Annotated in this window: 11 protein-coding genes and 1 pseudogene; 6 read left to right on the top strand and 6 right to left on the bottom strand. The window is 70.2% G+C overall.

Annotated elements, in window-relative coordinates; genetic code table 11:
* Window positions 1-87: 87 nt before the first annotated feature.
* From V5F74_RS15825 to V5F74_RS15810, 4 genes are read left to right on the top strand one after another with little or no spacing between them, the layout of a single operon-like run.
* The gene (locus V5F74_RS15825) at window positions 88-960 is read left to right on the top strand and encodes a branched-chain amino acid ABC transporter permease (protein ID WP_029557220.1); all 873 of its coding nucleotides are present in this window, start codon (window positions 88-90) and stop codon (window positions 958-960) included.
* A gap of 2 nt (window positions 961-962) precedes the next feature.
* Window positions 963-1,919, top strand: a complete 957-nt coding sequence (locus tag V5F74_RS15820) for a branched-chain amino acid ABC transporter permease (RefSeq protein ID WP_394009093.1) — start codon at window positions 963-965, stop codon at window positions 1,917-1,919.
* Complete coding sequence (locus tag V5F74_RS15815; RefSeq protein ID WP_394009091.1) at window positions 1,916-2,701, top strand: ABC transporter ATP-binding protein; 786 nt, start codon at window positions 1,916-1,918, stop codon at window positions 2,699-2,701. Before V5F74_RS15820 ends, V5F74_RS15815 begins: the two co-directional genes overlap by 4 nt.
* On the top strand, window positions 2,688-3,389 hold the full coding sequence (locus V5F74_RS15810) for an ABC transporter ATP-binding protein (protein WP_029557223.1): 702 nt from the start codon (window positions 2,688-2,690) through the stop codon (window positions 3,387-3,389). Before V5F74_RS15815 ends, V5F74_RS15810 begins: the two co-directional genes overlap by 14 nt.
* Window positions 3,390-3,426: 37 nt before the next feature.
* Here V5F74_RS15810 and V5F74_RS15805 read toward each other — a convergent pair whose 3' ends face one another.
* The 6 genes and pseudogenes from V5F74_RS15805 to V5F74_RS15780 all read right to left on the bottom strand — a co-directional run bounded on the left by V5F74_RS15805 (window position 3,427) and on the right by V5F74_RS15780 (window position 13,894).
* Entirely contained in the window at window positions 3,427-6,606 is a 3,180-nt protein-coding gene (locus tag V5F74_RS15805) for an efflux RND transporter permease subunit (RefSeq protein WP_394009089.1), read from the bottom strand.
* 3 nt (window positions 6,607-6,609) lie between these two features.
* Complete coding sequence (locus V5F74_RS15800) at window positions 6,610-7,737, bottom strand: efflux RND transporter periplasmic adaptor subunit (protein ID WP_394009087.1); 1,128 nt, start codon at window positions 7,735-7,737, stop codon at window positions 6,610-6,612.
* A gap of 228 nt (window positions 7,738-7,965) precedes the next feature.
* Window positions 7,966-10,053: pseudogene (locus V5F74_RS15795) on the bottom strand (DUF3141 domain-containing protein).
* 226 nt (window positions 10,054-10,279) lie between these two features.
* A complete protein-coding gene (locus tag V5F74_RS15790) occupies window positions 10,280-11,485 on the bottom strand; it encodes an acetate/propionate family kinase (RefSeq protein ID WP_394009085.1) in 1,206 nt (401 codons plus the stop codon).
* Between the two features lie 2 nt (window positions 11,486-11,487).
* Window positions 11,488-12,480, bottom strand: coding sequence for a phosphate acetyltransferase (locus V5F74_RS15785; protein WP_197022978.1), 993 nt, complete (start codon window positions 12,478-12,480; stop codon window positions 11,488-11,490).
* 352 nt (window positions 12,481-12,832) lie between these two features.
* Window positions 12,833-13,894, bottom strand: a complete 1,062-nt coding sequence (locus V5F74_RS15780; RefSeq protein WP_394009083.1) for an HAD family hydrolase — start codon at window positions 13,892-13,894, stop codon at window positions 12,833-12,835.
* A 564-nt stretch (window positions 13,895-14,458) separates the two neighbouring features.
* On the opposite strand from V5F74_RS15780, the gene V5F74_RS15775 reads away from it, so the two are divergent.
* The gene (locus V5F74_RS15775; RefSeq protein ID WP_394009081.1) at window positions 14,459-19,762 is read left to right on the top strand and encodes an alpha-2-macroglobulin family protein; all 5,304 of its coding nucleotides are present in this window, start codon (window positions 14,459-14,461) and stop codon (window positions 19,760-19,762) included.
* Window positions 19,759-21,855, top strand: coding sequence for a penicillin-binding protein 1C (pbpC, locus tag V5F74_RS15770; RefSeq protein WP_394009079.1), 2,097 nt, complete (start codon window positions 19,759-19,761; stop codon window positions 21,853-21,855). Before V5F74_RS15775 ends, pbpC begins: the two co-directional genes overlap by 4 nt.
* The last annotated feature ends 61 nt before the right edge of the window (window positions 21,856-21,916 follow it).

Below are 21,916 nucleotides of genomic sequence, written 5' to 3'. Positions count from 1 at the left end.
ACGGCGCGGCACCCCTTCCACACAGCGTGAGGCGACCTGCCGGTGTCCACCCGGCGCCGTCTCGAACCGCCCGCGGGGAGCGAGCGCATGTCCGATCTGCTGCAATTCCTGGTGTCCGGGGTCACGGTGGGCGCGGTCTATGCCCTCGTCGCCCTCGGCTTCACCATCATCTACAACGCCTCCGACGTGGTGAACTTCGCCCAGGGCGAGTTCGTGATGCTGGGCGGCATGATCAGCGTGGCCGGCGTCGCCGCCGGGCTGCCCTTGCCGCTCGCGGCGCTCATCGCCATCGCGCTCACGGCGGCCATTGGCGTGGCGCTGAACACCTTCGCCATCGAGCCGGCGCGCGGGGCGCCCGTGGTGTCGCTCATCATCATCACCATCGGCGCCTCCATCTTCATCCGGGGCGTCACCCAGATCGTGCTCGACAAGGGCACCCACCGGCTGCCCTCCTTCTCCGGCGATGATCCCATCCATGTGCTGGGCGCCACCGTGCTGCCGCAGAGCCTGTGGGTGGTGGCGGGGGCGGTGGCCATCTTCGTGGCGCTGTGGCTGTTCTTCACCCGCACGCTCACCGGCCGCGCGGTGCTCGCCACCTCCAACAACCGCCTCGCGGCGCAGCTCGTGGGCATCAACACGCGCTTCGTGATGACGCTCTCCTTCGCCCTCTCCGCCGCCATCGGCGCGCTGGCGGGCGTGCTCATCACCCCCATTTTGCCCACCAGCTTCGAGATCGGCATCTCCCTGGCGCTGAAGGGCTTCGCCGCCGCCATGCTGGGTGGCATGGGCAACCCCAAGGGCGCGCTGGCGGGCGGGCTGCTGCTCGGCCTCATGGAGGCGCTGACGGCGGGTTACATCTCCTCCCACTACAAGGATGCGGTGGCCTTCTTCGTCATCCTCGCCGTGCTGTTCGCCTTCCCGCGCGGCCTCTACGGCAGCAATCCGGTGGAGCGCGTGTGACCATGCGGCTCTCCCCGAAGCAGTCCACTCTGCTGGTGCTGGCGATACTGATGATCGCCAGTCCCTTCTTCTTCCCGTCGAACTATTACTACCGCGTCGGCTCGCTGGTCTTCGTCAATGCCATCGCGGTGGTGGGCATCGTCATCCTCACCGGCTATGCCGGGCAGATCAGCCTGGGCCATGCCGGCTTCCTCGGCATCGGCGGCTATGCCTGTGCGCTGCTGCCGGCGCATTTCGGCCTGCCTCCGGCGCTGGCGGTGGTGGCCGGCGCGGCGATTTCCGGCGCCATCGCCTATGTCGTGGGCCGGCCCATCCTGAAGCTGAAGGGCTATTACCTCGCGGTGGCGACGCTCGGCTTCGGCGTGCTGGTGTCCATGGTGCTCGCCAATGAAGGCTGGCTCACCGGCGGGCCGGACGGCATCAAGGTGCCCGATCCCGGCCTGCGCGCGCTGCTGGAACAGGTGGGCATCGAGCTCACCAACCCGCAATTCTGGTACGCCTTCTGCGGCCTCGTGCTCTTCGTCGGCGCCTGGCTCGCGCTGAACCTGCGCGAAAGCCCCACCGGCCGGGCGCTGCGGGCGCTGCACGGCTCGGAGGTGGCGGCGCGCACGGCGGGCATCGACATCGCGAAAGCAAAGCTGAACGCCTTCGTCATCTCCGCCGTCTACGCCTCCGTCGCCGGCTCCCTGCTGGCGTTGCAGAACCGGCTCATCACGCCCGATGTGGCGGGCTTCATGCACTCCATCGAGCTTGTCACCATGGCGGTGCTGGGCGGGGCGGGCTCGGTGCTGGGCGGCATCTTCGGCGCGGCGCTGCTCACTCTGCTGCCGCAGGTGCTCACCGTGCTGCAGGACTACGAGCACGTGGTGCTGGGCCTCGTGATGATGGGGGTGATGATCTTCCTGCCGGCGGGGCTCATCCCCAGCGCCCGGCGCCTGCTGCGGGGGAGGGGGGAATGAGCCTTTTGCAAGTGGAAGGCCTCGGCATCTCCTTCGGCGGCGTCACGGCGGTCAACGACGTGTCCTTCGCGCTGGATCAGGGCAAGATCGTCTCGGTCATCGGCCCCAACGGGGCGGGCAAGACCACGCTCTTCAACATGATCTCCGGCGTCTATCTGCCGAAATCCGGCAAGGTGCGCCTCGACGGGGAGGACGTGACCGGCCTGCGGCCGGACCTGCTGGCGGTGCGCGGCATGTCGCGCACCTTCCAGAACCTCCAGATCTTCCAGGAGATGAGCGTCCTGGAGAACGTCATCGTCGGCTTCCACATGCACGAGCGCGGGCCGGTGCTGGCCGATCTGTTCGCCCTTCCCGGCTCGCGCAAGCGGGCCCGGGCGGCGGCGGCGGGCGCGCGCGTGCTCTTGGAGCGGGTGGGGCTGGAGCGGGCGGCGGAGCGCGAGGCCGGCGCCCTCTCCTACGGCGCGCTGAAGCGCCTCGAGATTGCCCGGGCGCTGGCCGCCCGGCCCCGCGTGCTGCTGCTCGACGAGCCGGCGGCGGGCTGCAACGCGGTGGAGACGGAGGAGATCGACCGCCTCATCTGCGAGGTGGCGAAGACCGGCGTCGCCATCCTGCTGGTGGAGCACGACATGAAGCTGGTGATGCGCCTCTCCGACACCATCGTGGTGCTGGACCATGGCGAGAAGATCGCCGAGGGCGATCCGGCCGTGGTCAGCCGCGACCCCAGGGTGATCGAGGCCTATCTCGGCGCCGGCACGACGGAGGCGCTCCATGCTCACGGTTGAGGGCCTGCGCTCGCGCTACGGGCGCATCGAGGTGCTGCACGGGGTGGATCTGTTCGTCGGCTCCGGAGAGATCGTCACCGTGGTGGGGGCGAATGGGGCGGGCAAGACGACGCTTTTGCGCTGCCTCTCCGGCGTGCAGCCGGTGTCGGGCGGCACCATCACCTTCCGCGGCGAGGCTTTGACGGCTGTTCCCGCCTATCGCCGGGTCGCGCGGGGGCTGGCGCAATCGCCGGAGGGGCGGCAGATCTTCACCAACCTCAGCGTGGAGGAAAATCTGCGCCTCGGCGCCTTCGTCTTCGCCGACGACCGCGTGGAGCGCGACATGGCGGATGCCTTCGCCATGTTCCCCATCCTGAAGGAGAAGCGCAACCAGCTCGCCGGCGGCCTCTCCGGCGGGCAGCAGCAGATGCTGGCCATCGCCCGCGCCCTCATGGGCCGGCCCGCCTGCCTGCTGCTGGACGAGCCCTCCATGGGCCTCGCACCCATCCTCGTGGCGCAGATCTTCGAGGTGGTGAAGGGGCTGAAGGCGCTGGATGTGACCGTGCTGCTGGTGGAGCAGAACGCCTTCGGGGCGCTGTCGGTGGCGGATCGGGGCTATGTGATGGAAACCGGCCGCGTCACGATGGTGGGACCTGCGGCGGAGCTGATCGCCGACCCGCGCGTGCGCGAGGCGTATCTCGGCATCTGAGCGGCCGCCCCGCGAAAGGGGCGGCCGCCCAACTTTCTCAGTGTCCGCCGCCCGCCTCCGGCGCGGGTGGCGTCGTTACCTTGGGCGGCGCCGCCACCTTCGGCCGCGCGCCGGGGCGCAGCTTCTCGCGGATGCCCTGGAACAGCACGTAGAGCGGCGGGATGACGAAGATGCCGAGGAAGGAGGCGGCGATCATGCCGCCGAACACCGGCGTGCCCACATTCTGCCGCGCCATCTGCGCCGCGCCGGTGGCGACCACCAGCGGGTAGAGGCCGAGGATGAAGGCCAGCGACGTCATCATCACCGGACGGAACCGCAGCCGCGAGCCCTCGGTGGCGGCCTGGAGCAGGTCCTCGCCATGCTCGCGCCGCTCCTTGGCGAACTCGACGATGAGGATGCCGTTCTTCGCCGCAAGGCCGATCAGTACGATCATGCCAATCTGCCCGTAGAGGTCGAGGGTGAGCTGGCCGATGACGATGGCCGCGAACGCCCCGAGCATGCCCACCGTGACGGAGAGCAGCACCGGCACCGGGATGGACCAGCTTTCATAGAGCGCCACCAGGAACAGGAAGGCGAACAGCACGGCGAAGGCGAGGATGATGCCCGTCTTGCCCTCCGCCCGCTTTTCCTGGAACGAGGTGTCGGTCCACGCGCCGGAAAAGCCCTGCGGCAAGGTCTTGGCCGCCACCGCGTCCATGGCGGCCAGCGCTTGTCCGGAGGAGACGCCGGGGGCCGGCGAGCCCTGCACCGTCACCGCGCGCTTGTTGTTGTAGCGGATGAGCGCCGGCGGGCCGACCTCCACCCGCACCTCCACGATGGACCTGAGCGGGATCATCTCGCCTTTGTTGTTGCGGACATGGATGCGGTAGATGTCCTCCACATCCTTCCGGTCCTCGCCCTCCGCCTGCACCTGCACCTGCCAGGTGCGGCCGTAGAGGTTCATGTCGTTCACGTAGAGCCCGCCCAGCGAGGTCTGGAGCGCGGTGAACACGCTGTCGAGGGGCACGCCCAGCACCTGCGCCTTGTCGCGGTCGATGTCGAGCTGGAGCGAGGGGTTGGTGGCGGAATAGGTGGAGAACACGCGGGTGAGCTGCGGGTCCTGATTGGCGGCGATGAGCAGGCCGCGCAGCACCTGCGCCAGCACCTTCGGATCGCCCGCCCGCAGATCCTGCAGCACGAAGGAGAAGCCGCCGCCGGTGCCAAGGCCGACGATGGGCGGCGGGCCAAGCGGCACCACCGTTCCGCCGGGGATCATGCGCATCTTCTCGCCGAGACGCGCGAGCACCGCGTTGGCGCTCTCGTCCTTGCCCTTGCGCTCCTCGAACGGCTTCATGGTGACGACGATGAAGGCGGCGTTGGGCTGGGAGTAGTTGTCGATGAAGTTGAGGCCGATGACGGAAGTGTAGTCCTCCACCGTGTGCTCTTCCTTCAGGATGGCCTCGGCCTTGCGGATCACCTCCGTGGTGCGCCCCACCGAGGCGCCGCCGGGAAGCTGCACGACGACGAAGAAGGCGCCCTGGTCGTCCTCGGGCAGGAAGCCCGTGGGGGTGAGCTTCGAAAAGGCGAAGATGCCGCCCGAGGCGACGAACACGCAGACGAGGCCGATGAGCGAAAAGCGCACGAGGCGCGCCACCACCGCTCCATAGGCGTCGCGCACCTTGTCGATGCCGCGCATGACATAGCCGATGGGCCCCTTCTTCGGTCCGTGGGAGGGCTTCAGCAGGATGCCGCACAGGGCCGGCGAGAGGGTGAGCGCGTTGATGGCCGAGAGGAACATGGCCACCGCCACCGTGATGGCGAACTGGCGGAACAATTCGCCCGAGATACCGGGGATGAAGGCCACCGGCACGAACACGGAGAGCAGCACCAAAGTGATGGCGATGATGGGGGCGGTGATCTCCGCCATGGCCCTCTTGGTGGCGTCGGCGGGGGACAGCTCGGGATGCTCCTCCATCACCCGCTCGACGTTCTCCACCACCACGATGGCGTCATCCACCACGATGCCGATGGCCAGCACGATGGCGAGCAGCGACACGGTGTTGGCGGAATAGCCGATGGCGTTCAGCACGATGAAGGTGCCGATGAGGCTCACCGGCACCGCGAGCGTCGGGATGAGGGTGGCGCGGAACGAGCCGAGGAAGAGGTACACCACCAGCACCACGAGGATAAACGCCTCGATGAGCGTCTTCTGCACCTCGTGGATGGTGTCGGTGACGAAGACGGTGGGGTCATAGGTGACCTTCCAGGCGAGATCCTCGGGGAAGCCCTTCGCCAGCTCGTCCATGCGGGCGCGGATGGCGTTGATGGTGGTGATGGCGTTGGCGCCGGGCGACTGGTAGAGCGCCAGCACCGCCGAGGGGCCGCCGTTGAACAGGGTCTCGCGGTCGAGGTTGGAGGCCCCCATCTCGAGGCGCGCCACGTCGCCGAGGCGCAGCACCGAGCCGTCCGCATTGGTGCGCAGGACGATGTTCTCGAACTCCGCGACGCTGGAGAGGCGGCCCTTGGTGCGCAGGTTCAGCTGCAATTGCTGGTCGTCCGCCACCGGGCGGGCGCCGAGCCGGCCGACGGCGGCCTGGATGTTCTGGGACCGGATGGCGTTCACCACGTCCTCGGCGGTGAGGCCGAGACCGGTGAGGCGGTCGGTCTTCACCCAGGCGCGCATGGCATAGTCCTGCGGCCCCCACAGGCCCGCGTCGCCGACGCCGGGGATGGACTTCAATTCGTCGAGGATGTTGATGGTGACGTAATTGGAGATATAGAGCGGGTCCCAGGTCTTCTTGGGCGAATAGATCGCCAGCACGCCGAGCAGCGCGGACGACTTCTTCTTCACCGTCACGCCCTGGCGCTTCACGTCCTCCGGCAGCTTGGAGAGCGCGACCTGCACCCGGTTGTTCATGTTGACGGTGTTGATATCAGGGTCGGTGCCCAGCTCGAACGAGCCGGTGAGGGTGTAGGACCCGTCATCGCCGGACACGCTCTTCATGTAGATGAGCTTGTCCACGCCCACCACCTGCGCCTCGATGGGCTGGGCGACGGTGGAATCCACCACCTCGGCGGAGGCGCCGGGGTAGAAGGTCGTCACCGACACCTGCGGCGGGATGATGTCGGGATATTGCGATACGGGGATCGCGAAGAGCGAGAGCAGGCCCGCGATCACCGTGACGATGGCGATGACGATGGCGAGCCGCGGGCGGTCGACGAAGACGGAGGAGAGCATGGCTCAGCCCTTCACGCCGACGACGGGGGTCGCGCGCACGGCGGCGCCGGGGCGCAGCGCCTCGAAGCCTTCGACCACCACAGGCTCGCCGGCCTTGATCCCCTCCACCACGATGCCGGCGCCCACGTTGCCGCCCGGCTTCACCCGCCGCACCACCGCCTTGCCGTCCTCCACCACGAAGACGTAGACGCCGGCCTGATCGGCGATGAGCGCCGCCTGCGGGATGACGATACGTTCCTCCGGCTTGCCGGACTTCAGCTCCACCCGCACCAATTGGCCGTCCGTCAGCTGGCCCTTGGGGTTGGGCACGTCGGCGCGCATGACGATGGTGTCGGTGGTGCGGCTCACCGACACGTCGATGAAGTTGATGCGCCCCACCTCGCCATAGAAGCTGCCATCGGGAAACTTGATGCGGACTTCCACATTGGAGAGGTCGGCCTTGCCCTCTTCCTTCTGCGCTTCCTGATAGTCGCGCTGGCTGACGGGGAAGGTGACGTACATGGGGTTCTGGCTCACCACGGTGGCGAGCGGGCCGCTGTCCGGGCCGATGATGTGGCCGCGGGTGAAAGCGGTGCGGCCGATGCGGCCGGTGATGGGGGAGACGATGTCGGTATAGCCGAGATTGATCTTGGCGGTATTCAACGCCGCCTCGGCGGTGAGCAGCGCGCCCTTGGAGCTGTCCTCGTTGGCGATCGCCTGGTCGCGGGCCACCACCGTGCCGGCATTCTTGGTGAGCAACTCCTCGGCGCGCTCGCGCTGGATCTTGGCGAGGGCGAGGGCGGCCTTCGCCCGCTCCACGTCACCCTGGGCCTGCTGAACGTCGGCCTCGAAGGGCGCCTTCTCGATGCGGTAGAGGGGCTGGCCCTCCTTCACGCTCTCGCCGTCCTTGAAGAGCACGGCCTCCAGCATGGCCTTGACGCGGGCGCGGATGTCCACCCGCTCGGGGGCCTCCACGCGGCCCACGAATTCCATGGCATCGGCGATGGGCTTCAGCTCGGCGGCCACCACCCCCACGGGGATCGGGCCTTGCTGGGCGCTCGCCGGTGCCGCGCCGAGCAGCAGTGCGGCAGCCCACAAAGCGGGACGAACGGTTTCCCAACGCGCCGGCTTCCGACGAGCGACGATGCCCATGGCTCTTCCCCCCTGATCGGCCGGACGATGCCGCATGGCGGCGCCGCCCCGACCTCCGCAACGTGTTTCGCACCGCCGTGCCGCGACCCGGCAGCGCCACGCTTGCACGCACACTAGCACCGCGGTCGGGGCCGGCAACGTACCCGTCTCGCTCCAGCGCTTGGCACAGGCGGCGCGGCGGGCCAATTGCCTTTTGGCGCCAGCCGGCCGGCCCGCTGTGCCGTAGCTTCAGGCCACGCTGAGCGGGAACGGCACCACCTGCGCGCCCGCACCCTGCGGCAAGGCCGGGGCCACGCCCGGCGCTGCATCGGCCGCCGCCAGCACGCGGCGCACCTCTTCGACCACCGAGGCGGCTTCGGGGGCGATGTCCATGTTGGACAGAAGCCGGTCGAGCAGGGCCAGCAGGCGCGAGCGCTCCTGCGGCGTCTTCAGCAGCGCGGGCAGGGTGGCGATGGCCTCCGCCTCGTTGCGGTCCACGATGATGGACTGGCGGCGGATGATGGCCTGCGCCACATCGGAGGGCATGGCCAGGAGCCCCAGCTCGTAGCCCACCAGCTCGCGGATCTGCTTCAGGGTGGACAGCCGGCGCTCGTTGCCGCCCCGCTTGAAGCCGATGAGCGCCACGCGCACGCCCGCATCGGTGAAGCCGCCCTCGCGGATGGCGGCGAGCGCGGCCGCGACCTCCGCCGGCGGCTGCTCCACCAGAGCGGCGGCGGTGGCCGGCGCGGTGAGGTCCGGGTCCAGCATGGCGAAGGTGCCGTAGAGGCGGAAGAATTCGGTCTCCACCGTCGCATCGCGCAGGCGGCGGTAGAGGTCCAGGCCGGCGGTGATGGCGGTGGCGGCGAAATGCTCGCCGGCCACATGCACACCCTTTTCGTCGCGCGGCGTGCGCTGGCTGCGGGCGAAATCGGCGAGCGGCGCCATGGCCTTGAGCCACGGATTGAGATCGGACAGGCCCCAGCGCACCGCGCGCAGCGGATGCACCGCCCGCGTCACGCGCCCCATCTCCGGCGTCACCACGGCGGCGAGCGCGGGATGTACGAAGGTCTCGTACAGCCGCGAATTGGTCTGGGAGACGTTGGCCACCACCTCGAACGGGATCTCGTCGTTGCGGTCGTATTTTTGAAGAACCGCGAGATCCTCCACCCGGCGCTCGGTGAGGGTCACGTCATACTTCACCTCGGGGCCGGAGCGGTCCTCCTCGATGGTCATGCCGTAGAGGCCGGGGGGCAGCGCCTCCACATAATCGAGCAGGTCCACGATCTGCGCATGCTCGCGCCGGGCGATGGCGCCGGAGACGAAGATGCCGAGATGGCCCACGCTCTCGTGCATGAGGCCGACGATGACCTGCCCGGCATCCTTCAGCGCCTGCGTGGTGGGGTAGAGGTCCGCCACCCAGTTGATGGCCTGCTGGGGCGGGGTGATGTTGTCGCCCAGCGAGGCGAAGACGATGATGGGGGAGCGCACGGCCTTCAGGTCAAAGGTCTTGCCCGGCGCCCATTCCGCCTTGCCGGCGGCCAGCCTGTTGCCGACGAACAGGTTTTCCACGATCCACTTGATCTCTTCCCGGTTCATCAGGAAGTAGCCGCCCCACCAGCGCTCGAATTCCAGGAAGCGCGCGGGCTCGGTGTCGATCTTGGAATAGAGCGAATAGTATTTGGTGAAATAGGTGTTGGCCGGGTTCAGATACTCGAAATTGTCCACGAGATAGGCGCCGTCGAAGACGCCGCCGCCGAGGTCCGAGGCCAGCGAGGCGGTCCAGGCCCCGCCCAGCACGCCGCCGGCATAGCGCATGGGGTTCTCGGCATCGTTGCCGGCCCAGTAGGACATGGGCGCGCCGTTGACCACGATGGGGCCCACATTGTCCGGGTCCAGCGCCGCGACCAGCATGGCGGCCCAGCCGCCCTAGCAATTGCCCATCACCACCGGCCGCTCGCGGGTGGGGTGGCGATCGCGCACGATGCGCACGAATTCGGATTCCGCCAGCGACACGTCCGCCAGCGTCTGCCCCGGCACCGGCTCGGGGAAGAAGATGACCATGTAGACGGCGTGTCCCGCCTTCAGGGCGAAGCCGACCTCGGAATCCTTCTTGAAGCCGCCGATGCCCGGCCCGTGCCCGGCGCGCGGATCGATGATGAGGAAGGCGCGCTGCTCGGGATCGAGCGTCACGCCGTCCGGCGGCAGGATGCGCACGAGGGCATAGTTGCAGGGCCGCGCGAAGGTGCGGGCGTCGGCCACCATCTCATAGTCGAAGGCGAGCAGCGGCGGCTTGCCGGCCTTCTCATGCGCGATCCAGTTGTTGCCGCGCTGGCGCATGGTGTCCCAGAAGATCAGCGAGCGCTGGGCGGCGTCGAAGGCGTAGGAGACGCTGTCGCGCCACGCCTCAGCCGGCGTCTGCGGGCGGCCCGCCCCGGCGAAGGCGGAGGCGGCTTCCCGCATGGCCGCGCCATAGGCCGAGACCGCCTCGCCGATGCGCAGGCGGTAGATCTCCGCCACCCGGCCATAGACGTTCATCATGTCGAGCGGATGCATGGAGGCCTCCTCAGGCCGAAGGAACCTGGGTGTGGGAGAGGACCTGCCGCATCTCGCGGACGATGGTCCATTCCTCGTCGGTGGGGATCACATAGGCCTGTGGGCCGGTGCCCTTGGTGATGCGGGTGGCGCCGGCGCGGTTCGCTTCCGGGTCCAGCTCGAAGCCAGCCCAGGCGACGGCGCGGAGCACCTCGGCGCGGGTCTCGGCATCGTTCTCGCCGATGCCGGCGGTGAAGACGAGGGCATCGATGCCCCGCAGCGCCGCCACCAGCGAACCGAACTCGCGGTTGATGCGGTAGACGAACAGGTCGATGGCCCGCCGCGCCCCCGCATCCGTCTCGCAGCGCTCGCGCAGCACGCGCATGTCGTTGGAGAGGCCGGAGACGCCGACGAGGCCGCACTTGGTGTAGAGGAAAAGCTCCGCTTCCTCCGCGCTCATGCCCATCTCGCGCTGGAGATAGAAGACCACGCCGGGATCGATGGTGCCGCTGCGCGTGCCCATCACCAGCCCGTCGAGGGCGGAGAAGCCCATGGTGGTGGCGATGGAGCGCGCGGCGTCATAGGCGCACAGGCTTGCTCCGTTGCCGAGATGCGCCGCCACCACCCGCCCCTTGGCGAGGCGCGGGTCCACCTTCGGGAACTGGGTGGCGAGATAGGCGTAGGAGAGGCCATGGAAGCCGTAGCGCTTCACCCCCGCGTCGGTCATCGACTGGGGAATGGCGAACATCTGCGCCAGTTCCGGCTGGGTGCGGTGGAAGGCGGTGTCGAACGCCGCCACCTGCGGCAGGCCCGGCACGCGGCGGGCGATGATGCGGATGGGTTCGAGGCTCTTCGGCTGGTGCAACGGCGCGAGCGGGGAGAGGGTGTCCAGCTCGTTGATGATGGCGGGCGTCAGCTCCACCGCATGGGTATAATGCGGGCCGCCATGCACCACGCGATGGCCGACGGCGGCGAGCTGGTGGCCGCCCCGGTGGGCGCCGAGCCAGTCGGAGAGAGTGGCCAGCGCCTCCTCGAAGCCGAAGGCCGCGTGGCCATCCCAGCGCTGGTCGCCGACGGTGGCGCCGTCGTGGTCCTTCACCTTGAAGTGCGGATCGGTGCCCAGCCCCTCGAACAGGCCGCGATAGATGCGGTTGGGCACGTCCGCGCCGTCGTCCAGGAACACCTGGAACTTGAGGCTGGAGGAGCCGGCATTGAGGACAAGATGCACGCGCGCCATGGTCAGACCTCCAGCGCCTTGGCCGCCGCGCGGGCCGTGGCCTGCTGGGCGGCGGCGAGCAGCGCCGCCACCGCGCAGGAGGCGAGGCGCGTCGGCGCGGAATCCGCCCGGCTGGTGAGGATGATGGGCACCCGCGCCCCCACGACGATGCCGGCCGCATCGGCGCCGGCGAGGAAGGACAGGCTCTTCGCCAGCATGTTGCCGGCTTCGAGGTCCGGCACGACAAGCACGTTGGCCCGCCCCGCCACGGGCGAGGAGATGTGCTTGATGGCGGCCGAGCCGAGGTCGATGGCATTGTCCAGCGCCAGCGGCCCGTCGACGATGGCGCCGGTGATCTGGCCGCGATCGGCCATCTTGCACAGGGCCGCCGCCTCGATGGTGGAGGGCACGGCGGGGTTCACCGTCTCCATGGCCGAGAGGATGGCCACCCGCACCTCGGGGAAGGACAGCGCCTGCGCCAGTTCGATGGCGTTCTGCACGATGTGCGCCTTGTCCTCCAGCGAGGGGGCGATGTTGATGGCAGCATCCGTGATGATGAGCGCGTCCGGATGGCTCGGCACGTCCATGACGAAGCAATGGCTGATGCGCCGCGCGGTGCGCAGGCCGGTGTCGCGGGCGACCACCGCGCTCATCAGCTCGTCGGTGTGAAGGCTGCCCTTCATCAAGGCGTCGGCCTCGCCGCAGCGCACCAGTGCCACCGCTTTCTCCGCCGCCTCGTGGCTGTGCGCCGCGGCCACCTGCCGCACGCCGGAAATGTCGAGCTGGCCGGCGGCGGCCGCCGCCGCGATCTTGGCCGGGGGGCCGACGAGGATGGGCTCGATGAGCCCGAGGTCCGCCGCCTCCAGCGCGGCGCGGAGCGAAACGTCGTCGCAGGGGTGGGCCACCGCCACCTTGAGCTTCGGCAGCGCCTGGGCCGCCGAGATCAGGCGATCATACTTGGCATGTCGATTGTGCTGGGCGTCCTGGGCCGCCGCTGCGGCCAAATGAGCGGTCATGTGCGCTCTCCCTCGTGCCGCCGTCCGGGCCGGCCAGGGGGCAGGGCCTCCGGACGGATGCTCGCCCCAACCTGTCGGCCGGCAGCGTCCTGCCTTCCATGATGCAAATCAAGCGGACGGCGGTGACAGTCGCGTGTCTGTCCGGCGCAGCGGGAAAAGTCGCCACCAGGGAGGTGCCGAATGGGCGCTCGGCGGTATCCGGATAAAAATCCGGCCGGGCGCCTGCGGGGAAGCGGCGGCCCGGCCGGCGCTTTCCGGGAGGTCTCGGTTGAGCGCGTCGCCATCGTCCACGGAAGCTCCGGGCGCCGCATCCCCAAAATGGAGGAGGACGCAACGGAGCGGCGAAGGACCCTTACGGCTCGAAGGCGAACACCTTCTTCCAGTCGTCCTTCATGGAGATGACGTACCAGCCGCGCGCCTTCGCCTCGTCATAGAGCTTCTGCGTGAAGGTGCCGACCTCGGAGTATGGCAGGCCCTGCGCCGGGCCATAGGCGAATTCGCGCTTCCCGTCGTCGTGCAGCACCAGGGCCCCGAAGCGCAGGCCCTTGCCGGCCTTGGTATATTCCAGCATCTGCCGGTCGCCGGTGGAATTGCCGAAGGCGGCAATGGGGCGCTTGCCGATGACGAGGTGGATGCCCTCCGGCTTGCCGCCGTTCACGTCCTCGAACAGAACGGCAGGCTCCAGCCGCAGCACCGGGCGGCCCGCGGCGTCGTAGCCGAAGCGTACCGCGTCCGGCGTGCCGACCACCTGCTCGGGCGGGATGCCATAGAGCTTCTCGGAAAAGGCGCGCACGAAATCCTGCCCGCCGCCAGTGACGATATAGGTGCGGAAGCCATTGGCCCGCAGCAGCTGCAGCACCTCCTGCATGGGCTGGTAGGTGAGCTCGGTGTGCGGGCGGTTCAGCACCGGATTGCGGGCGGTGGCCATCCAGTCCTGCGCCGCGGCGCGCAGCTCCTCCACCGTGAGGGATTCCAGCGTGAGCATGATGATTTTCATGAAATCGCCGGAGGAGAGCTTGCCCAGGGCCTCTTCGCTGGCCTTCTCGTCGCCGGAAATGGCCGTGCGGAACGGCTCCTCGGTCTTCAAGGCCGGATTGGCCTGCGCCATCGCGCGCACGCGGGCGGCGGCGAAGGCGACCTCGGTATAGACCGGCTGCTCCACCCAGAGCGTGCCATCCTGGTCGAAGGTGGCAATGCGGTCGGCGGGGGGCACGAAATCCGGCCCGCCGGGGGTGGTGACGGCCTTCACGAAATCGAGGATGCCGGTCTTGGTCGCCCCCGCATTCCAGGAGGGGAGGGGATCGACCGCCTGCGCGAAGGCGGGGTGCGCGAGGCCGGCGCAGAGAAGACCGGCGGCGAGGACAGCGGCACGCGCGAACGGCCGCAGGCCGGCGGAAAATCTCAACGACACCATGGATCAAGCCCCCTCGCGCCCTGAACGCTGCGCCCCGCATGTTGCCCGATTCTGCGACGCCTGCGCGGCGGCTTCAAGCGGTTGCCGCCGCATGGACCTCCTCTCCCGCCATGGCTCCCGCTTCACAGGCTGTCATGGCCGGGCTCGTCCCGGCCATCCACGTCGGGCCGATCGAGTCCCTGTCCAGAGATGTATTCCCGGCCACTCCACGTGGATACCCGGCACAAGGCCGGGCATGACGCTCGATAGGGATGTTCACACCGATCTGCACTGGACCCCGGATCTGCGCTCCGGCGTTCGCTGTCGCTGGTCCGGGGAACATCCCAGCAGCGAATAACTGACGTTCCGCAAACGTCCCTCTTGGCGAGCGGCCCTCCTTGCGCATAGATGGCGGTGCGGGGTCGGGCCACGTCGTTCCGGAATGGGGATGACGGGCACCGGTCGGTCATTTCTCGTGAGGGGGCCGGTCGAACGATCTGCGGGCAGGAGCCGCTCTCCAGAGCTGTCCTGCCGCATCGCACGCCCCGCCTCCCGCAACGGTGCCGCGCACCGAGGGAGCGGTCCATGGACCTTCGCCGTCGTCTCCTCAGCTTCCGTCCTATGGGCGCGCGCCTTGGCCTTGCCGTCGCTCTGGCGGCCGGCGTGGCCCTCGGTACGCCCGCTCTGGCCCAGCAGGCGCGCCCTCAGGCTCCGGCCGCCCAGCCCGCGCCCGCCCAGCCGGCGACCCCGCTGCCGCCCCGCGCGGCGAGCCAGAAGACGTTCCAGCGGCAGGATCTGATCGCCGGCGCCCGGCGCTACGAGCGGCTGCTGCGCCGCGAGGCCACCGCCCCAAGCGGGCCGCTGGACAAGGCCCGGCGCGACGCCGCCCAGGCCTTCCAACGCAACGATGCCCGCGCCGCCGCCGAGCTTTACGCCGGCCTCGCGCTGGCGCAGGCGCAGGACCCGGGCATCTGGATGCGGCTTGCCCGCTCGCTGGCGGCCATCAAGCCCACCGACGACGAGGACGCCTCCACCTTCATCGACAATGCGCTGGCCGCCGCCTTCATCGCCTACCGCCGCGCCACGACGCGGGTGGAGGAAGGCGAGGCGCTCTCCTTCATCGGCCATGTCTATGCCGACCGGCGCCTGTGGCAGCCGGCCATCGACACCATGAAGCTGGCCCTCGACCTGCGCGACACCCCCGCCGACCGCGCCTTCTACGACAAGCTGAAGGACGAGCACGGCTTCCGGCTGGTGGACTATTCGGTCGAATCCGACGCCGTGACGCCGCGCGCCTGCGTGCAATTCTCCGAGGACATCGCGCCGGGCACCGACTTTTCCGCCTTCGTGCAGGTGGGCGGCATGGACAAGCCCGCCATCACCGGCGAGGCGCGGCAGATCTGCGTGGAGGGCCTCAAGCACGGCTCCCGCTACACCATCGCCGTACGGCCCGGCGTGCCCTCGGCCAATGGCGAGAAGCTGAAGAAGGCCACCGAGCTTTCCATCTATGTGCGTGATCGCCAGCCCTCGGCCCATTTCTCCGGCCGCAACTATGTGCTGCCGCGCACCGGGCAGAAGGGCATTCCCGTCACCTCGGTCAATTCGCGCGAGTTGAAGATCAAGGTGCTGCGCATCGGCGACCGGGGCCTCGTGCCCACCGCCATCCAGGGCGAGTTCCGCCAGGGCCTCGACGGCTACGTGCGCGAGCGTCTCGCCGAGGGGGCGGGCATCGAGGTGTTCTCCGGCACGCTGGAGGTGGACGGCGCGCTGAATGCCGATGTGGTCACGGCTATCCCCGTCAACGAGGCGGTGGGCAAGCTGGAAGCCGGCGTCTACGCCATGACCGCCGAGCCCCGCGAGACCTCCGGCGACGACGATTACGGCAGCCTCGCCACCCAGTGGTTCATCGTCTCCGACCTCGGCATGACCGCCTTGGCCGGCCCGGACGGCGTGCATGTGCTGGTGCGCTCGCTGGGCAGCGCCGAGCCGGTGGCCGGCGCGGACGTAACGCTGGTTGCCCGCTCCAACGAGGTGCTGGGCACCGCGAAGACCGACGCCAACGGCTATGCCCGCTTCGATGCCGGACTCTCGCGCGGTCCCGCCGGCATGGGGCCGGAGGTGGTGACGGCGCGCGCCGCCAATGGCGACTACGCCTTCCTCTCCATGAAGGAGAATGCCTTCGACCTCACCGACCGGGGCGTCTCCGGCCGCGAGGCGCCGGGCGCGCTCGACGCCTTCCTCGCCACCGAGCGCGGCGTCTACCGCTCCGGCGAGACGGTGCATGTCACCGTCCTGCTGCGCGACGCGGCGGGCAATGCGGCGCCCAACGTGCCGCTGACCGTGCAACTGGTGCGCCCCGATGGCGTCGCCGACCGCCGCGTGGTGGTGCAGGACCAGGGCGCGGGCGGGCGCACGCTCGATCTGCCCATCCTCAAGGGGGCCATGACCGGCACCTGGCGGGCCAAGGCGCTCACCGACCTGAAGGCCCCCGCCATCGGCGAGGTCACGTTCCTGGTGGAGGATTACGTTCCCGACCGGGTGGAGTTCGATCTCAAGGCCCGCGAGCCGCGCCTGCCGCGTGACAAGGCGGTGGAGGTGCTGGTGGACGGCCGCTTCCTGTTCGGCGCCCCCGCCTCGGGCCTCGACGTGGAGGCGGAGACCGAGCTGCGCGCCGCCGCCAACCGGCCCGGCTTCGCCGGCTATGCCTTCGGCAACGCGCAGGACGAGGTTTTGGCCGAGCGCCAGCCCACGGCCGACGCCCCCGTCACCGACGCCCGCGGCCGCGCCACCATCCGCCTGCTGGCGGGCCAGCTCCCCAAGACCGCCCGGCCGCTGGAGATGGAGGCCTTCGTGCGGCTCGTGGAGGCCGGCGGCCGCGCCGTCCAGCGCACCATCGTGCTCCCGCTCGCCCCGGCCGGCAGCCAGATCGGCGTGAAGCCGCTGTTCGCCGATCGCGTCCGCGAGGGCGAGACGGCGAATTTCGACGTGGTGGTGGCCGGCGTGGACGACAAGCTGCTCGCCTCGCCCGGCCTCACCTGGAAGCTCTCGCGCATCGAGACGCGCTACCAGTGGTACCGCGTGAGCGGCTCGTGGGATTATGAGCCGGTGAAGACCGTGACCCGCGTCGGCGAAGGCGTGATCGCCACCACCGCCGACGGCCCGGCCCGCCTCTCCGTGCCCACCCAGTACGGCCGCTACCGCCTCGACCTCACCGGCGACGGCCTGCCGCTCACCTCCCTCACCTTCGAGGCCGGCTTCGGCGGCGACGGCAATGCCGACACGCCGGACCGCCTGGAACTGACCCTCGACAAGCCCGCCTACGCCGCCGGTGACACGCTGGAAGCCACCCTCACCGCCCGCACCGCCGGCACCGCCACGGTGATGGTGGTGAATGACGGCGTGCGCGCCTCCAAGGTGCTGCAGGTGCAGCCGGGCGCCGCCAAGGTCAGCTTCAAGGTGGAGGGCGGCTGGGGGCCGGGGGCCTATGTGGTCGCCTTCCTCCACCGCCCGCTGGACGTTCAGGCGAGCCGGATGCCCGGCCGCGCCATGGGGCTCTCGTGGTTCTCGGTGGACAAGGAGGCGCGCACTTTGAAGGTGGAGCTGTCCCCGCCTGCCGACATGCGCCCCAACACGACGCTCGCCATCCCGGTGAAGGTGTCGAACCTCCCCGCCGGCGAGAAGGCCTATGTGACGGTGGCGGCGGTGGATGTGGGCATCCTCAACCTCACCGGCTACAAGCCGCCTGCGCCGGACAACGTGGTGTTCGGCCAGCGCCGGCTCGCCGCCGAGATCCGCGACTTCTACGGCGCGCTCATCGACGGCATGCAGGGCGCTGCCGGCCGGCTGCGCTCCGGCGGCGACGGCAGCGAGACGGCGATGATGGCGAGCCCGCCGCAGGGCCCGCCCGTGGCGCTGTTCTCAGGCCTCGTGGACGTCGGGGCGGACGGCACCGCCACCGTCTCCTTCCCCGTGCCCGCCTTCGACGGCACGCTCCGCGTGATGGCCATCGCCTGGAGCCAGAACCGGCTCGGCCACGCTTCGGCCGATGTGGTGGTGCGCGACAAGGTGGTGATGCTCGCCACCTTGCCGCGCTTTCTCGCCTCCGGCGACCGTTCCAGCGTCAATCTGGACCTGACCAATGTGGAAGGCCCGGCGGGCGAGTATCGGCTGGATGTGACGGCCACCGGCGCCGCTGCCGTCACCGGCGCGGTGCCGCCCATCACGCTGGCCCAGAAGCAGCGCCAGTCCGTGCGGCTGGCGCTGGAGGGCCGGGGCGTCGGCCCGGCAACCCTGACGGCGCGGCTGACGGGGCAGGGCATCGACATCACCCGCTCCTTCCAGATGCAGGTGCGCCCGGCCTATCCGGACATCGAGCGGCGCACGGTGCGCAACCTCGCCCCCGGCGAGAGCATCAGCGTGTCGCGCGATCTCCTCGCCGATCTGCTGCCGGGCACCGGCAGCGTGGCGGTGAGCGTGTCGCCCTCCAGCGCCATCGACGTACCGGCGCTGCTGGCGGCGCTGGACCGCTACCCCTATGGCTGCACCGAGCAGGTGACGAGCCGCGCCCTGCCGCTGCTCTCCTACAACGACCTCTCGGTGCTCGTGGGCCGGGCGAAAGACCCGGAGGCCGACCAGCGCATCCGCGACGCCATCGTCCGCGTGTTCTCGCGGCAGGGGTCGGACGGCTCGTTCGGCCTGTGGTCGGCGGGTGGCAGCGACACCTGGCTCGACGCCTATGTGGTGGATTTCCTCACCCGCGCGAAGGAGAAGGGCTTCACCGTTCCCGATCAGGCCTTTTCGCTGGCCCTCGACCGGCTGCGCAACACGGTGAACCTCGCGGGGGCCGACATGCGATCCGCCAGCGAGGGCCTCGCCTATGCCCTCTACGTGCTGGCCCGCAACGGCCGCGCGCCTTTGGGCGACCTGCGCTACATCGCCGACACGCGGCTGAAGGATCTCTCTTCGCCGCTGGCCCGCGGGCAGGTGGGCGCGGCCCTCGCGCTGCTCGGCGATCGCACCCGTGCGGAACGGGCGTTCAACGTGGCGCTGGAGGGTATCCCCGCCAGCGCCACCGCGCCGGAGATCGGCCGTTCCGATTTCGGCTCGGTGCTGCGCGACGCCGCCGCTTTGACCGTGCTCGCCCGCGAGGCGGGGCTGGACAAGGTGGCCGCCGTGGCGCTCGCCCGCGTGGATGCGGCGCGGGTGCGCACGGAGCGCACCTCCACGCAGGAAAATGCGTGGATGCTGCTGGCCGCCCGAACGCTCGCCGCCAGCGCCGCCAACATGACGCTGGAGGTGGATGGCGGGCTCGTGCGCGGCCCGTTCGGCAGCAAGCTCTCGCGCGCCGATCTGGAGCGCGGGCCGCTCACGCTGCGCAATGCCGGCACCGAGGCGGTGAAGGTGGTGATCGGCGTCAACGGCGCGCCGGTCGCTCCCGAGCCGGCCATTGCCAAGGGCTTCTCGCTGGACCGCAAGTATTTCACCCTCGATGGCAAGCCGGCGGACCCCACCAAGGCGGTGCAGAACCAGCGCTTCGCGGTGGTGCTCACCTTCTCCGAGGAGAAGAGCGCGCTCGCCGACGTGCTGCTGGTGGACTTCCTGCCGGCCGGCTTCGAGATCGAGAACCCCAACCTCATCAAGGGCGGCGACGGTGGCTTCACCTGGCTGGACGAGACCAGCGAGGCCGGCCATGTGGAGTTTCGCGACGACCGCTTCGTCGCCGCGGTGACGCGACAGGAGGGCGACGAGCCCTTCGTGGTCGCCTACACGGTGCGGGCGGTTTCGCCCGGCCGCTATGCCCACCCGCCGGCCATGGTGGAGGACATGTATCGCCCCGACCGCTTCGCCCGCACGGCGGCCGGCAGCATGGAGGTCGCGCCCGCCCGATGAGCGAGCTGCCCGCGCCTCTCCCGCCTCCTGTCCCGCCTTCCGCTTTCTCGCGCCGCTGGCGCTGGGTGGCGGGCGCGGCGGGGCTCGGCCTCGTGCTGGCGGTGGGCGCCGGCGCGGTGGGGCTCGCCGTCATCCGCGCCGACGCCCCCCCGCCGCCCGAGCCCAGGGTCTCGGCCGAGGTGGTGGACAAGGAGGGCCGCCTGCTGCGCCCCTTCGCCTTGCCGGACGGGCGCTGGCGGCTGGCGGCGTCGGCAACGGACGTGGACCCGCGCCTCGTCGCCATGATCCTCGCCTATGAGGACCGGCGCTTCCGCGACCACATGGGCGTCGATGCCATTGCCTTGCTGCGCGCGGCGGGGCAGGCGGCCGGGTCCCTGCGGGTCGTCTCCGGCGGCTCCACGCTAACCATGCAGGTGGCGCGGCTCACCTTGCCGCCGCGTGCCCGCACGCTGGGCGCCAAGCTCGCCCAGATGCGCCGCGCGCTGGAGCTGGAGGCGCGGCTCTCCAAGGACGAGATCCTCTCGCTCTACCTCACCCTCGCGCCCTATGGCGGCAACATCGAGGGGGTGCGCGCGGCCTCTCTCACCTATCTCGGCAAGGAGCCGCGCCGGCTCACGCTCGGCGAGGCGGCGCTGCTGGTGGCGCTGCCCCAGTCTCCCGAGACGCGCCGGCCGGACCGCTATCCCGCCCGCGCCAAGGCGGCCCGCGACCGGGTGCTGGACCGCCTCGCCGCGCAGGGGATCATCGCGCCGGACGAGGTGCGCGTCGCCAAGGCCGAGGCCGTGCCCACGGCCCGCCGGCCTTTGCCGCAGATCGCGCCGCATCTTTCCGAGGAGATGGCGGCCGAGCGGCCGGACCTTCCCCGCCACCTCACCACCCTCGATGCCCCTCTGCAGGAGCGGCTGGAGGAACTGGTGCGCGAGCGCACCCGCACGCTGGGGCGCGGGCTCTCCGCCGCCATCGTGGTGATGGACAACGACAGCGCCGAGGTGCGCGCCTATGTGGCGGCCGCCGACTATTTCGACAAGGACCGCGCCGGCGCCGTGGACCTCGCCCGCGCCGTGCGCTCGCCGGGCTCCACGCTGAAGCCCTTCATCTATGCGCTCGCCTTCGAGGACGGCATCGCCCACCCCGAGACATTGATCGAGGATCGGCCCGCACGTTTCGGCGCGTGGCGGCCGGAGAATTTCGACCGCACCTTTCAGGGCACCCTCTCCGTGCGCAAGGCGCTCCAGATGTCGCTGAACGTGCCGGCGGTACGGCTCTTGGAGGCGGTGGGGCCACAGCGCCTCGCCAGCCGTATGCAGCAGGCGGGCGGGCGGCTGGAGCTACCTCCCGGCGCCGCGCCTGCCCTGCCCATGGGGCTCGGCGGCGTGGGCATCCGCCTCATCGACCTTACCACCCTCTATGCCGCGCTGGCGCGGGGCGGGGAGGCCCATGCCCCGGTCTTCCGTCGCGGCGACGGGGCGGTGGCGGCGCCGCGCAAGGCCCGGCTCGTGGACGAGGTGGCCGCCTGGTATGTGGGCCAGTGCCTGCTCGGCACACCGGCGCCGGAGAATGCGTTGGGCGGGCGCATCGCCTTCAAGACCGGCACCTCCTACGGCTATCGCGACAGCTGGGCGGTGGGCTTCGACGGGCGGCGCACGGTGGGCGTCTGGGTCGGCCGGCCGGACGGGCAGGCGGTGCCGGACCTCACCGGCCGCGCGGCGGCGGCGCCTTTGCTGTTCGATGCCTTCGCGCGCATCGTCCGCACCCCCGCGAGCCTCGCCGCCGCCCCGCGCGGGGCGGTGATGGCCGGCAATGCGCGGCTGCCTCCGCCGCAGCGGCATTTCGGCCGGGTCCGGCAGGAGCAGGCGCTGGAGGTGGTCTATCCCCCCGACGGCGCGCGCGTCGCAGCCGAGGGGGCGGAGACGCTGGCCCTCAAGGTGGACGGCGGCACCTTCCCCCTGACCCTGCTCATGGACGGCCGCCCGGTGGCGCGGGTGGAGGATCGCCGCACCTTGTTCTGGACCCCGCCCGGCCGCGGCTTCGCCCGCCTCACGGTCATCGATGCGGATGGCCGCAGCGACAGCGTGACGGTGAAGGTGGAGTGAGCAAAAGAAAACCCGCTGCCTTGCGGCAGCGGGTGGAGGGCACTGGGAGGAAACGCGGAAG

The sequence above is a fragment of the Xanthobacter aminoxidans genome (genome assembly GCF_043193615.1).
GTDB classification, from domain to species: domain Bacteria; phylum Pseudomonadota; class Alphaproteobacteria; order Rhizobiales; family Xanthobacteraceae; genus Xanthobacter; species Xanthobacter aminoxidans.
This window is presented reverse-complemented; position numbering and strand designations above follow the sequence as displayed.